14 protein-coding genes and 1 tRNA gene are annotated in these 13681 nt (G+C 64.4%); 11 read left to right on the top strand and 4 right to left on the bottom strand.

The genetic code is table 11. The features are described from left to right. The first annotated feature begins 207 nt into the window (after window positions 1–207). Window positions 208–2328 (top strand): sodium-translocating pyrophosphatase, encoded by a 2121-nt coding sequence (locus AC0L3C_RS06820; RefSeq protein WP_473407495.1) that lies wholly within the window; start codon window positions 208–210, stop codon window positions 2326–2328. A gap of 271 nt (window positions 2329–2599) precedes the next feature. Here AC0L3C_RS06820 and AC0L3C_RS06815 read toward each other — a convergent pair whose 3' ends face one another. Beyond that, window positions 2600–3601, bottom strand: coding sequence for a Bug family tripartite tricarboxylate transporter substrate binding protein (locus AC0L3C_RS06815; protein WP_473279222.1), 1002 nt, complete (start codon window positions 3599–3601; stop codon window positions 2600–2602). Window positions 3602–3687: 86 nt separating this feature from the next. After that, window positions 3688–4173, bottom strand: a complete 486-nt coding sequence (locus AC0L3C_RS06810) for an outer membrane protein assembly factor BamE (protein ID WP_473407494.1) — start codon at window positions 4171–4173, stop codon at window positions 3688–3690. Window positions 4174–4271: 98 nt separating this feature from the next. Between AC0L3C_RS06810 and AC0L3C_RS06805 the strand changes: the two genes are divergently transcribed. The 8 genes from AC0L3C_RS06805 (at window position 4272) to AC0L3C_RS06770 (ending at window position 9817) form a co-directional block, all read left to right on the top strand. Further along, window positions 4272–4838: a ubiquinol-cytochrome C chaperone family protein gene (locus AC0L3C_RS06805; protein ID WP_473259692.1), complete on the top strand. Its 567-nt coding sequence runs from the start codon at window positions 4272–4274 to the stop codon at window positions 4836–4838. Continuing rightward, window positions 4835–5398, top strand: coding sequence for a YceD family protein (locus AC0L3C_RS06800; RefSeq protein WP_473259694.1), 564 nt, complete (start codon window positions 4835–4837; stop codon window positions 5396–5398). The genes AC0L3C_RS06805 and AC0L3C_RS06800 overlap by 4 nt, the downstream gene beginning before the upstream one ends. A 298-nt stretch (window positions 5399–5696) precedes the next feature. Continuing rightward, complete coding sequence (gene plsX / locus AC0L3C_RS06795; RefSeq protein ID WP_473407493.1) at window positions 5697–6758, top strand: phosphate acyltransferase PlsX; 1062 nt, start codon at window positions 5697–5699, stop codon at window positions 6756–6758. Further along, window positions 6755–7735, top strand: a complete 981-nt coding sequence (locus AC0L3C_RS06790) for a beta-ketoacyl-ACP synthase III (RefSeq protein ID WP_026233249.1) — start codon at window positions 6755–6757, stop codon at window positions 7733–7735. The genes plsX and AC0L3C_RS06790 overlap by 4 nt, the downstream gene beginning before the upstream one ends. Before the next feature lie 133 nt (window positions 7736–7868). After that, a complete protein-coding gene (locus AC0L3C_RS06785; RefSeq protein ID WP_018456841.1) occupies window positions 7869–8210 on the top strand; it encodes an integration host factor subunit alpha in 342 nt (113 codons plus the stop codon). A gap of 27 nt (window positions 8211–8237) precedes the next feature. Next, window positions 8238–8813 carry a MerR family transcriptional regulator gene (locus AC0L3C_RS06780; protein WP_063996100.1) on the top strand — a complete coding sequence of 192 codons (576 nt, stop codon included), beginning with the start codon at window positions 8238–8240 and terminating at the stop codon, window positions 8811–8813. A gap of 110 nt (window positions 8814–8923) precedes the next feature. Then, window positions 8924–9001 (top strand) — tRNA-Pro (locus AC0L3C_RS06775). A 123-nt stretch (window positions 9002–9124) separates the two neighbouring features. After that, window positions 9125–9817, top strand: a complete 693-nt coding sequence (locus tag AC0L3C_RS06770; protein ID WP_027567252.1) for a hypothetical protein — start codon at window positions 9125–9127, stop codon at window positions 9815–9817. A 6-nt stretch (window positions 9818–9823) separates the two neighbouring features. Here AC0L3C_RS06770 and AC0L3C_RS06765 read toward each other — a convergent pair whose 3' ends face one another. Then, window positions 9824–10687 carry a tetratricopeptide repeat protein gene (locus AC0L3C_RS06765; RefSeq protein ID WP_473259752.1) on the bottom strand — a complete coding sequence of 288 codons (864 nt, stop codon included), beginning with the start codon at window positions 10685–10687 and terminating at the stop codon, window positions 9824–9826. A 269-nt stretch (window positions 10688–10956) separates the two neighbouring features. Beyond that, complete coding sequence (locus AC0L3C_RS06760) at window positions 10957–11196, bottom strand: hypothetical protein (RefSeq protein WP_007603449.1); 240 nt, start codon at window positions 11194–11196, stop codon at window positions 10957–10959. 330 nt (window positions 11197–11526) lie between these two features. On the opposite strand from AC0L3C_RS06760, the gene AC0L3C_RS06755 reads away from it, so the two are divergent. Beyond that, entirely contained in the window at window positions 11527–12435 is a 909-nt protein-coding gene (locus AC0L3C_RS06755; protein WP_473407492.1) for a dihydrodipicolinate synthase family protein, read from the top strand. 145 nt (window positions 12436–12580) lie between these two features. After that, window positions 12581–13552, top strand: a complete 972-nt coding sequence (locus AC0L3C_RS06750) for an SDR family NAD(P)-dependent oxidoreductase (RefSeq protein ID WP_473407491.1) — start codon at window positions 12581–12583, stop codon at window positions 13550–13552. Window positions 13553–13681 lie beyond the last annotated feature (129 nt).

Below are 13681 nucleotides of genomic sequence, written 5' to 3'. Positions count from 1 at the left end.
TCCGGACCGGCCTAAATACTTGCCGAGATCGGCTTTTTCGGGTCATCCGGCGTTGCACCCTCAATTTGATTTTGGCAAGGTCGTGACCGACTAGGGCCGCGCCTTCGGGCAAGGAGCGGCCTTTTTCAAATCAAGGCGCCGCACCGCACGACGGAAAACAAAAGGCGCCGGGGGTACGTTCATCAAGGATCTGAGGCAAAAAATCACATGACAGCATTATGGTTGATTGTGCTCTGCGGAGTGCTTTCCGTCGTCTACGCGATCTGGGCGACGTCTTCGGTCTTGAGCGCGGATGCGGGGTCTCCGCGCATGCAGGAAATCGCGGCAGCGGTGCGCGAAGGCGCACAGGCCTACCTGCGGCGTCAGTACACCACGATCGGGATGGTCGGTATCGTCATCTTCGTGCTGCTCGCCTATTTCCTGGGGCTCTATGTCGCGATCGGTTTTGCCATCGGTGCGATCCTGTCGGGAGCTGCCGGCTTCATCGGCATGAACGTCTCGGTCCGCGCCAATGTGCGCACCGCCCAGGCGGCGACGACGTCGCTCGCGGGTGGTCTCGAGCTTGCCTTCAAGGCGGGCGCCATCACCGGCATGCTGGTGGCAGGTCTCGCGCTGCTCGGCGTGACCCTCTATTTCGGCTTCCTGGTCCATTCGCTGAAGCTTGCGCCTGACAGCCGCGTCGTCATCGACGCCATGGTGGCGCTCGGCTTCGGCGCCTCGCTGATCTCGATCTTCGCCCGTCTCGGCGGCGGCATCTTCACCAAGGGTGCGGACGTCGGCGGCGACCTCGTCGGCAAGGTCGAGGCCGGCATTCCCGAGGACGATCCGCGCAACCCGGCCACCATCGCCGACAACGTCGGCGACAATGTCGGCGACTGCGCCGGCATGGCCGCCGACCTGTTCGAAACCTATGCGGTGACCGCGGTCGCGACCATGGTCCTGGCGGCGATCTTCTTCGCCAAGACGCCGATCCTCGCCGACATGATGACATTGCCGCTCGCCATCGGCGGCATCTGCATCATCACCTCGATCATCGGCACCTTCTTCGTGAAGCTCGGGCCGAGCCAGTCGATCATGGGCGCGCTTTACAAGGGCCTGATCGCAACCGGCGTCCTGTCGCTGGTCGGCATCGCCGGCGTGATCTATTACCTGATCGGCTTCGGCAAGCTCGCCGGCGTCGATTACACCGGCATGGCGCTGTTCGAGTGCGGCGTGGTTGGCCTCGCCGTCACCGCGCTGATCATCTGGATCACCGAATACTACACCGGCACCGACTATCGTCCGGTGAAGTCGATCGCCCAGGCCTCGGTCACGGGCCACGGCACCAACGTGATCCAGGGCCTCGCCGTCTCGATGGAATCGACCGCGCTGCCCGCGATCGTCATCATTGCCGGCATCCTGGTCACCTATAGCCTCGCCGGCCTGTTCGGTATCGCAATCGCGACCGCCACGATGCTCGCGCTTGCCGGCATGGTCGTCGCGCTCGACGCGTTCGGTCCGGTCACCGACAACGCCGGCGGCATCGCCGAGATGGCGGGCCTGCCGAAGGAGGTCCGCAAGTCGACCGACGCGCTCGATGCGGTCGGCAACACCACCAAGGCGGTGACCAAGGGCTACGCGATCGGCTCCGCCGGTCTCGGCGCCCTGGTGCTGTTCGCGGCCTACAACGAGGACCTCAAGTTCTTCATTGCGGATTCCGCGCACCACGCCTACTTCGCCGACGTCAAACCGGACTTCTCGCTCAACAACCCCTACGTCGTGGTGGGCCTGTTGTTCGGCGGTCTGTTGCCGTATCTGTTCGGCGCGATGGGCATGACCGCCGTGGGCCGCGCGGCGAGCGCGATCGTCGAGGAGGTCCGCCGCCAATTCCGCGAGAAGCCGGGCATTATGCAAGGCACCGACAAGCCGGATTACGGCAAGGCGGTCGACCTTTTGACCAAGGCGGCGATCAAGGAAATGATCATCCCCTCGCTGCTTCCGGTGCTGTCACCGATCTTCGTCTACTTCGTGATCTATGCGATCGCGGGGGGCGGGGCGGCCGGCAAGTCGGCGGCGTTCTCGGCCGTGGGCGCGATGCTGCTCGGCGTGATCGTGACAGGCCTGTTCGTCGCGATCTCCATGACCTCGGGCGGCGGCGCCTGGGACAACGCCAAGAAGTACATCGAAGACGGTCATTTCGGCGGCAAGGGCAGCGACGCCCACAAGGCGGCCGTGACCGGCGACACGGTCGGCGATCCCTACAAGGACACGGCGGGACCGGCGGTGAACCCGATGATCAAGATCACCAACATCGTGGCGCTGCTGCTGCTGGCGATCCTCGCGCACTGAACCTGCAGTGCGCGACAAGCGACAAACCCGCGGTGCAAACCGCGGGTTTTTTGTTGTTCGCTCTAAGAGACCGTCGCCATGAAGTTCGAGACGACCAGATGTATAGGGTGCGGCTGCGACATGTTGGCGGCAGACAGTGTTTGTCCAACTTGCGGCAAGGCGCAAAGGGGCTCTCGGCAATCCGGGCCTCGCACAATGTTGGCAGTCGCGCTGGCGGCGGCCATCCTCCTCGCCTTCAACTGGTTCAAATCCCCAGCGCCACAAGCGGGACCTACTGCACGTCCATCTGCAGCCCTTCCTTCTGGATGATGCCGGCGAACTTCTTCGTCTCGGCGTCCACGAAGGCGGCAAACTGGTCGGGCGTGCCGTAGTCGGCGCGGGCGCCCATGGCGACGATGTTCTTCTTGATATCGTCACGCTCGAGCATCGCCTTCACTTGAAGGTTGAGCGCCTCGACAACGGCGGGCTGCACACCCTTCGGCAGGAAAACCGAGAACCACGACGAGACGTCGAAAGCCGCGAGCTCCGGCGCGCTCTCGCGCATGGTCGGCAGGTTCGGCGCGAGGTCGCTGCGCTCAGTCGTGGTGACGCAGAGGCCAGTAAGGGTGCCGTTCTGTACCTGCGGCAGGCTCGGATAGAGGTTGTCGAACAGGATCTGGATGTCGCCGGCGAGCGCCGCCTGGAGCGCGGGACCGGCGCCGCGGAACGGGATGTGCGTCATCTTCAGGCCGGTGAGCTGCAGGAACCAGGCGCCGGTGAGGTGAGGGCTCTGGCCGACGCCGGAGGAGGCGTAGCTGAGCTTGTCCGGATTGGCCTTGAGATAGGCGACCAGCTCGGCGATCGACTTGATGCCGGTCTTGGGATGCGCCGAGACGATGTTCGGGATCCGGATCATGTTGGAGACCGGCTGGAGCTGGTCCGGCTTGTAGGTGAGGTTCTTGAAAATGCTGTAGGCGATCGCGTTCGGGCCGGGATTGCCTATCAGGATCGTGTGGCCGTCAGGCTTGGCGCGGACCACCTCGGCTGTGCCGATCGTACCGCCGCCGCCGGACCGGTTTTCCACCACGGCCGATTGGCCCCAGGCGGTCTGCAGATGCGCCGCCAGAAGCCGACCCATCACGTCGGTCGAACCGCCGGCGGCCGCCGGCACGACGAGGCGGACGTTTTCGGTGGGCTTCCAGTCCGCCAGACTCGATCGCGGCAGGATCGCTGCGGTCGAGAGGGCGGCAGCGCCGGTGAGCACGCGACGGCGGGACAGCAATTGATTGGGCACGAATCCACTCCCTGCATCTTGTTTTGCAGGGAGCGTATGGAACAGGACGCGCAACGGCAAGCCGCACGAAGCCGCAGGCTGAAGGCTCAGTTAAAGCTGAGCAGCTTGAAGATCGGCGTGAGGTAGCTCATCTCCTGGCCCGACGTCGGCGTGGTCCGGCTGATGAAGTCGAAGATCTTGCCGTCCTGGAGACCGTAATTCGCAAGCCGGCGCACGCGCCGGTTCTTGTCGAAATAGACCGCGATGACGCGCTGATCGACCACCCTCTGGTTCATGAAGGCGACCATGCGCTCGGAGCGCTGCGAGATGTAATAGAACACCTCGCCGTCGAGGGTTGCCACGGTGGAGGGGGTGCCCATCACGATCAGCACCTGGTCCTGGCTCGCGCCGATCGGAATCTGCTCCAGCGCGCCAGGCGGCAGGATATAACCCTTCTGGAACTGCTCGCCGGTGCAGCCCGCAAGCGCAGCGCCAACCAGGGCCGCGGCCGCGAGCAGGCGCAAGCCGCGCCAACGTGCTTGAAGGCCGCGCGGCTTGTCTGCACGCAGGCTGGTCTGGTTCGTTATCGTCATAGCGGAACTGATTCCGTCCCCTTGCGTCGCGCGAGGCGCTGAAGTACCGGGCGGAGGCTCTGAATGCAACACGCGCGCGCCCGCTTGCGGAAACCACAATGCTTTGGCCGTTCAATCACTTCAGGAAACCCCGCCTAGCCTCGCCGGGCACCATTGAAGCCATCTATGGCATGATCGTGACGCAGGCGCGAGAACCCATATTTTACCGCGACTTGGGCGTGCCGGATACCGTTAACGGGCGTTTCGATCTGTTGCTGCTGCACCTCTGGCTGCTGCTGCGCCGCCTGCGCACGGTCCAGGGCGCTCCCGGACACGGCGCCACCGAGCTGTCGCAGGCGCTGTTCGACCGCTTCTGCGAGGACATGGACGACAATCTGCGCGAGATGGGGATAGGCGACCAGACCGTTCCGAAGCGGATGCGAGCCTTCGGCGAGGCGTTTTACGGCCGGGTCCAGGCCTACGATCAGGCCATGGAAAGCGGCGGCGAGGCGCTGGCATCGGCGATCTGCAAGAATATCTTGAATGGGGTCGGCATGGACCAGGCGCAGCGGCTCGCGGCGTATGCCAGGGCTGTCGAGGCCGAGCTCGCCCGGACCGGCGAGGCCGCACTGCTGGGTGCGTCCTTCAAGTTTCCCCCAGCACTCCCTGAGGATGTCACGCCATGACCCGACCGATACCAGCAACCGGGCCCGATCCCTGGCGGGTGCCCGTCATCGTTGCACAGATCCCGGATACCGGCCTGCATCGCAAGCTCGAGGCCTCGGCCGCCGAGCGGCAGGCCATGGCCGAGACGGCTGGCTTGCGCGAGGTTGTCTCGGTCCAGGCCGACTTCGATGTCGTGCCGAAAAGCGGCAACCGGATCCAGGTTACGGGCCACGTTCGTGCCCGGATCGGCCAGACCTGTGTGGTCACGCTTGACCCGATGGAGAGTGACATCGACGAGGCGGTGGACCTGATATTCGCCCCCGAGGCCGAGGTCCGCCGCCTGGCCGACCTGATGGAGGAGGGGCAGGACGATCAGGAGCAGGTCGCCGACCCGCCGGAGGCGATCGTCAACGGCACTATCGACCTCGGCCGGCTCGCCACCGACGCCCTGTTCCTGGCGGTCGACCCCTATCCGCGGAAGCCGGGGGTCGTGTTTGAGCCCGAGGTCATCGCCCCCGATCCGGAGGACCATCCCTTTGCGGTCCTGAAGGCACTCCAGGGCAAGAAGAAAGACCAATAGCTGCCGTCTTTCCCAGAGGACCGCTTTGCTACGGGGCGCGAGGTGTTTGCGGTGGTGGTTTGAAAGGTCGAATTATCTGTTTGATTTTGATGCGTTTCTTGTGAATTACGCCGTCCGCGGCCAGATGCTCCCAGATGCAAAAGGCTGGGGGCAAGAGGTTGTTTCGGGATAACAAAACGCTATTGTCGCGCCCCGGTCCGGGTGCGGCGTGGCGCTTGACCGACCGCCATGTTCGTGGCGAACCCATTTGCGGCCCCGCTCGTTCAAGACCGCACCAGACCAGGTTTCCAGGACTTTTATGCCAAGCAAGGTTCGCATCGCGCTTGACGCCATGGGGGGCGACGCCGGCGCCGCCGTGGTCATTCCAGGCGCCGCCATCTCGCTTGCCAGGCATCGCGAGATCGAATTCCTGCTGATCGGGGATCGCGCGAAGATCGAGCCCGAGCTCGAGCGCCACCCCGCGCTGAAGGCGGCGTCGAAGATCATCCATACCGATGTCGCGGTCAGCGGCGAGGACAAGCCGAGCCAGGCGCTGCGGCGCGGCCGCAGGACCTCCTCGATGTGGCTTGCCATCGATGCGGTGAAAAAGGGCGAGGCGGATGTTGCGGTCTCGGCCGGGAATACCGGCGCGCTGATGGCGATGTCGCGCTTCCACCTACGCACGCTGCCGGGCGTCGACCGTCCGGCCATCGCCGGCATGTGGCCGACCAGGCGCGGCGATTCCGTGGTTCTCGACCTTGGCGCCAGCATCGGCGGCGATACGCATCATCTGGTGTCGCTCGCCATCATGGGCGCGGCGATGGCCAGCGTGCTGTTCAACAAGAAGCGTCCCACGGTCGGCCTGCTCAATATCGGGGTCGAGGAGATCAAGGGGCACGAGGAGATCCGCGAGGCCGGCGAAATCCTGCGCGCCAGGAACCTGCCCGAGCTCGACTATCTCGGCTTCGTCGAGGGCGACGGCATCGGCAAGGGGGTGGCCGACGTCATCGTCACCGAGGGCTACAGCGGCAACATCGCGCTGAAGGCCGCGGAGGGAACCGCGCGGCAGATGGCGGAATTGCTCCGGGACGAGATGAAACGGGGCTGGCTGTCAAAGCTCGGCTATCTGTTTGCGCGCAACGCCTTCCAGGCCCTGCGGAACAAGATGGACCCGAACAAATCCAACGGCGGCGTGTTGCTGGGGTTGAACGGGATCGTGGTCAAGAGCCATGGCGGAATCGCTGCCGAAGGCTTTGCCTATGCGATTGATGTTGGCTATGAGATGGTCAAATTCGATCTCCTCAACAAGATCAATCAGATGCTCAACCGCGAAGGTGGTGCACTCAATTCCGTGCAGGCCGCGCAGGAGGCTGTTTCGTGACTCAAATTCGTTCGGTCGTGCTGGGCTGCGGCTCTTATTTGCCGGAGCAGGTGGTGACCAACGCCCAATTGGCGGCGCGCATTGACACGTCCGACGAGTGGATCGTGCAGCGCACCGGCATTCGCGAGCGGCATATCGCGGCCGAGGGCGAGTTCACCTCGCACTTAGCGCTCAAGGCGGCGCAGGCCGCGCTCGCCGATGCCGGCGTGGACGCGCAGTCGATCGACCTGATCGTGCTCGCGACCTCGACCCCTGACAACACCTTCCCCGCCAGCGCGGTCGCCGTGCAGCACGGGCTCGGCATCAATCATGGCGCGGCCTTCGACCTTCAGGCGGTGTGCTCGGGCTTCGTGTTCGGGCTCGCCACCGCCGACAATTTCCTGCGCACGGGCGCCTTCAAGCGCGCGCTGGTGATCGGCGCGGAAACCTTCTCGCGCATCCTCGACTGGACCGACCGCGGCACCTGTGTGCTGTTCGGCGACGGCGCCGGCGCGGTGGTGCTGGAGGCGCAGGAGCAGCCGGGCAATGCCGCGACCGACCGGGGGATCGTGACCACGCATCTGCGCTCTGACGGCCGTCACAAGGCGAAGCTGTTCGTCGACGGCGGCCCGTCCTCGACCCAGACCGTCGGCCATCTGCGCATGGAGGGCCGCGAGGTCTTCAAGCACGCGGTCGGCATGATCACCGACGTGATCGTCGATGCCTTCAAGGCGACCGGGCTCAATGCCGACAGCATCGACTGGTTCGTGCCGCACCAGGCCAACAAGCGAATCATCGACGCGTCCGCGCACAAGCTCCATATCGCGCCGGAGAAGGTGGTGCTGACGGTGGACCTTCACGGCAACACGTCGGCGGCCTCGATCCCGCTGGCGCTGTCGGTGGCGCGCAAGGACGGCCGCATCAAGCGTGGCGACCTGGTTCTGCTGGAAGCCATGGGCGGCGGCTTCACCTGGGGCTCCGCGCTGGTGCGCTGGTAAGCCACAGTCGATAAAATTTTGCCCGAATCAGATCGGATTATCGATGCGCCTGCATTGATGAGCGCTGTTGACCGCCGTATCGTAAGCTCATAATTTCAGACAACAATTGTTCGCCGTGATGTGGGGCAGGGCGATGACCGATCAAAGTAAAACCGTAACGCGTGTCGATCTGTGCGAGGCCGTCTACCAGAAGGTGGGGCTGTCGCGCACGGAATCGTCTGCCTTCGTGGAACTCGTGCTGAAGGAGATCACCGATTGCCTTGAGAAAGGCGAGACGGTGAAACTGTCCTCGTTCGGCTCCTTCATGGTCCGCAAGAAGGGTCAGCGCATCGGTCGCAATCCCAAGACCGGCACCGAGGTGCCGATCTCGCCGCGCCGGGTCATGGTGTTCAAGCCGTCCGCGATCCTGAAGCAGCGCATCAACGCCCAGCACCGCACCAATGGCGACGCCAGCAAGGCGCAACCCGAGGCGTAATCCGCCCTCCGGATAAGGATTTGGCATTTGGACAAGGCGCCGGATGCGTTCCGAACCATCAGCGAAGTAGCGCAGGAACTCGACATTCCGCAGCACGTGCTGCGGTTCTGGGAGACGCGATTCTCCCAGATCAAGCCGATGAAGCGCAGCGGCGGCCGCCGCTATTACCGCCCGGACGACGTCGACCTGCTCAAGGGCATCCGCCGTCTGCTCTACGGGGAGGGCTACACCATCCGCGGGGTGCAGCGGATCCTGAAAGAACACGGCGTCAAATCAGTGCAGGGCCTCGCCGACAGCGCGGCCGCGGTCTCGTTCGGCGCCATCGAGGACGCCGTCGGTGCGAGCCTGATGGAGCCCGAGGAGGAGACCGGCGTCCGCGGCGCCCGCGACAGCGACGATGACGACTACCAGGGCGAGGAGGAGGAGGGCATCGACTTCCGCTTCTCCGAGACCGACGACGAGGAAATCCTCACCACCTTCCGCAAGGGCGGCACCCCCGCGCCCGCCGGCCCCAGCGCCATCGACCGGGAGCGCCTCGGACGGGTGCTCGCCGAACTGATCGCCTGCCGCGAGATGCTGGATCAGGCGCTGAAGGACGCCTGACGCCGGATCTCCCCGGCTGTGGGTCAGTTCCGGCGCCTTTCGGCGGAGGCAGCAAAATGGTGTCACCTCGCCTTGCGCAAAGCGGCGATCCTAGCTAATGGAACGACGTTCGGAGCGTGGCGCAGCCCGGTTAGCGCACTAGTCTGGGAGACTAGGGGTCGGAGGTTCAAATCCTCTCGCTCCGACCATTTGTTCGTAGGCTTGGCTGAGCACACGCGCGAAAAGCATCGCAACGGATGCATTGTCTGTTCGCGATCAGGCCTAGGGCTCGCCCGGCGACAATGAGAGCATCAGAAGTGCCCGACGAGCCGATGACCCTCAAGTTCCGCTGTCCGCCGGGTCTTGAAGACAAATTGCCGCCGCCGGTCCCTGCGAGTTTAGGCCTGCCTGCCTGGCTGAAGGCGATGCCGACGCAGGCGTTCAACGCGATCAATCAGCGCGAGGAGGATACGGTTAAGCGGTGTCCTCCGGTCGTCGACGCCATGACGAGCGGCTTCCTGATCCCATTGATGTGCGATGTCAGGTTTGAGAACGGGGAAATTTCCTGGGACAATGACCTGCCAGCCGGTGGTGAGCTCGATTTCCCGCGCTCTCCCGTTGGATTTCACGACTCCAGTCAGGTCACGGGATCGCCGTTGTTCGAGCCGGACCGGCTTCTCATCAAGTTTCGTAACCCATGGCTGATCGAAGCGCCGGAAGGCTATTCGGTTCTGTTCATGCATCCGATCAATCGGTTTGATTTGCCCTTCACGACGCTGACGGGCCTCGTCGATTGCGATCGATATCGTGACAGCTGGATCCATTTCCCGGTGCATTGGCACGACGTGAATTTCAACGGCGTGCTGCAGAAGGGGACACCGATTGCGCAATGCATGGCGGTGAAGCGGGAAACCTGGGTCGCTCAGACCGCACCACTGACTGCAGAGGAGATGCGGCGGGTATTCGAGGTGACGAAGTCGGTCGCGCAGGAGCCCGGCGCCTATCGACGGCAGTTCCGTGCGTGAGCCGTGTTACGGCACTTCGCCTTGCAGAAACTTCTTGAGCGCGCTCGGGCGGAAGAAGAAGCGGCCGTGCGATGAATGGACGAGCGTGTAGGCGGCTTGTGCCAGCATGCGAGGGCGGCCGTGTAAGGCCGAACGAAGGCTCGCCTCGCCCGCTTCGCGCTCACCCAACTCGAACAGGCAGGCCGCGAGGTTGGTGCGTGCCATGGCATCGTCAGGGCGCAGCGCCAGCGCGAGCCGGTACATTTCTGCGGCCGTGGCATAGTCACCGTCCTGGCGCAGCACGCGTGCAAGTAGGGTCGAGATATCGGGACGCCCAGGCGCGACCTCGTGGGCCTTGACGAGAATCGCGCGCGCCTCACCGCGCGTATTGCGCTCGAGATGCAGGCGCGCAAGATCCAGTTGTAGGTCGATGCTTTCCGGCGCGAGCGCGAGAGCGTTGCCGATCACCGCGATGGCCTCATCGAGGCGCCGATCCTTGGCAAGCTGGCCGGCGAGTTCCTGGAACGCCGGCAGGAAAGGCGGGCGACGCGCCGCGGTCCGGCGCAATTGTTCGACGGCTTCCGTGCGACGTCCGGATTCGCCCAAGGCCGCGCCAAGTAGAGTTTCAATGCCCGGATCACTCGTGCGGCGCGCCGCCTTGTCCAAGGGCAGGATGGCCTCCGCTGCGCGGTTCTGAGCGAGCAAGGCGCGGCCAAGAACCCATGTCGCGACGATATCGTTCCGGCTCGTCTTCAAGACTTCGGCTGCAAGCCGCTCAGCCTCGGCGAAATTCTGCATCCGCAGCGCGAGCGTGGCGTGCTCGCGTAAATCGGTTTGATGAGGTCCGCGGCTGGGGGGAAGAACAGAGCGCTTCGACACCGGGCTCGCCATCGACGACTATCGAGGCGCCAAGTATGGCCTCGGCCCCAGCGTCGGGCAACCGCTATTCGGCTTCCCGCGCTGACGCCGGATGGGCGGCGTGCGCGTGTGATCATCTTGCGAGCAGTGGCTTAAGGAGTGGGTGTGATTGTCACAAAGCGCGCCGCCGCAATGGGGTCTGGCGCTGTCGGTGCCCGCGCGGAAGGACCAGTCGGCCTCCGGGGCGTTTCCTCGTTTTTAGTCTTGGTCCGTCGTCTTGGTATCAGTAATTTTGCGGGGCCTTAGGCGTGGCCCTTGATCTCGTAGCGACCCGGAACGCATTTGTAGCGATCGAGCCGCCAGTTGGCGTGGTAGATCGGATGCTCGCCCATCCATTTCGCCAGGGGGGCCTGTGCGCCGATCGCACACTGCATCATCGACATCTCGGGCGTCATGTTGCTGTCGGTCACGATTTCCTCGATGCAACTGCCTGAGCTGGCTGCACTCAGCCGGCAGAGCACGGCAACGACGGTCACGAACATTCCAGTCACCTCATCGGTAGTTTCTGACCACGAAGAGGATGCAAGCGGAGTGCCAGAGCCTGTGACGCAAACAACACGCTGGCCTGGCCGACTCGACCCAGCGTCCGGACTCCATTTGACGATTCGGATTGTGAAAAAATTGCCCCTAAACCGGAGCCGGGCAAATACGGGGAACCGGCTGGGGTGAGTCGCAGGGATGTCGAATTCCGGGGGCAGCGCCGCGCCGGTGGCGCTTCACAGGCCGCGCGCAGCCGGTAGGCTCGGAAGGACGTGGCCACCCGCCAAAAGAGCGGGACCGCCACAAGGGATATGGAAACGCGAGGGCAGACCATGAAGGCACGACCGACCGGCGTGATTCCGCCGATGACGACGCCGTTCCGCAAGGATGGCGAGATCGACTACAAGCTTGTAGCGCCCCAGGTCGACTGGATGATCGGCGCCGGCGCGCATGGCGTCGCGGCCGGCGGCTCAACCGGCGAGGGGCACACGCTCGATCACGAGGAATATCGCGACCTGATGGAGGCGACGGTCGCCGCGGTGAAGGGACGCATTCCCGTGATCGCCGGCATCATCGTCGATTCCACCCGTGATGCGATCCGCCGCGGCAAGCTGGTGCGCGACATGAATGTCGCCGCGCTCCAGGTCACGCCGGTGCATTATCTGTTCAAGCCGGACGACGAGGCGATGGTGGCGCATTTCCGCGCCATGGCTGATGAGACCGGCATGCCCATCATCATCTACAACGTGGTGCCGTGGTCGTATCTGTCGCCGGCACTGCTGACGCGGATCATGACCGAGGTGCCGCTGGTGGTCGGCGTGAAGCAGAGCGCGGGGGACCTGAAACTGTTCGCGGACCTGATGATGATGGCGCCTGACAAGCTGATCTACAGCGCGGTCGATGCCCTGATGTATCCGTCCTACACGTTGGGGGCCCATGGCTCGATCGCCGCGATCCTGACCGCGGCACCGCATGCCTCCGTCGCACTCTGGGATGCGGTGAAGGCGGGTGACCATCCACGCGCGCTCGATCTGCACAAGAAGCTGCTGACGCTGTGGAACGCTGTGATCGCCGACAATCTGCCGGCCTGCACGCGCTATGCGCAGACGCTGCAGGGCCTGCCCAGGACTTATCCGCGCGCGCCGATGCCGGAGGCCTCAAGCGCGCAGCAGGCGGCGATCCGCAAGGCGCTGGACGGGCTTGGCGCGTTGAACGGGCGGCGCGTCGAGGCGGCCGAATAGTCCACGCCCCGAAATTACTGATGAGCATGGCAGCGCCGATCCGCTTTTACCTGCGGATGCGGCGCTGCTACATTTTGTGCGCGCTCCGATGCGCGCGGCGCGAGCTGTGAAGAAACATACCGAGAAGGGAGGGGCCGAAAGTCCCATGAAGGATTTTGCGGGAAAGATCGCCGTCATCACCGGTGGCGGCACGGGAATGGGACGCGAGCTCGCGCGGCAGCTCGTCGCCGAGGGCTGCAATGTCGCGATGTGCGACGTCTCGGAAGCCGCGATGGCCGAGACCAAGCGGCTGTGCGAGGTCGAGAAGCTGCCGCAGGGCCTGCGCGTCACGACTCATGTCGCCGACGTCTCGATCGAGGATCATCTCAAGCGCTTCCGCGACGAGCTCGCCGAGCAGCAGAAGACCGACCGGATCCATCTTCTGTTCAACAACGCCGGCATCGGCGGCGGCGGTAGCCTGTTCACCAACACCCGCGAGCAGTGGGAGCGCACCTTCAACATCTGCTGGGGCGGCGTCTATCTCGGCGTCCGCACCTTCCTGCCGATGCTGGTCGCGGCCGACGAGGCCCACATCGTCAACACCGCGAGCGTCAACGGCTTCTGGGCCTCGATCGGCATGAACCAGTCCCACACCGCCTACAGCTCGGCGAAGTTCGCCGTGAAAGGATTTACCGAAGCGCTGATCAACGACCTCCGCCTGCACGCGCCGCACGTCAAATGCTCGGTGGTGATGCCCGGCCATATCGGCACCTCGATCGTCTCCAATTCGCGCAAGGTGCAGAGCGCCGACGGCTCGGAGCGGCTCAACGCCGACGAGGTCGCGCTGACCCGCAAGCGCATCGTCGCGGCCGGCGTGCCGGATGCCGACAAGATGTCGGACGAAGACATCCAGGCGGTGTTCACCGAGCGCGCCCGCAGCTTCCTCGAGGATGCGCCGACGACGGCGGCGCAGGCCGCCCGGATCATTCTCGACGGGGTCAAGGCGGAGCAATGGCGCATTCTCGTGGGCGAGGACGCAAAGCGCCTTGACGAGCGCGTTCGTGCTACACCGGAGCAGGCCTACGAAAGATCCTTCTACGAAAGCTTCACGCAGGAAGTCGGCTGGCGGCTCGGCTGAGGCGGCCGCCGGGCGCGCGGATATAGGTATGATGCTCATCATAGCAAGAGGCGCGCAGGCAATTTCGCGTGCCACCTCTTGCCAGTTCTCTTGGCAGTTCTCTTGCCAGTGCGCTGCCGGCGTCCTGCC

It is taken from the genome of Bradyrhizobium sp. WSM4872, from assembly GCF_055811715.1.
This window is presented reverse-complemented; position numbering and strand designations above follow the sequence as displayed.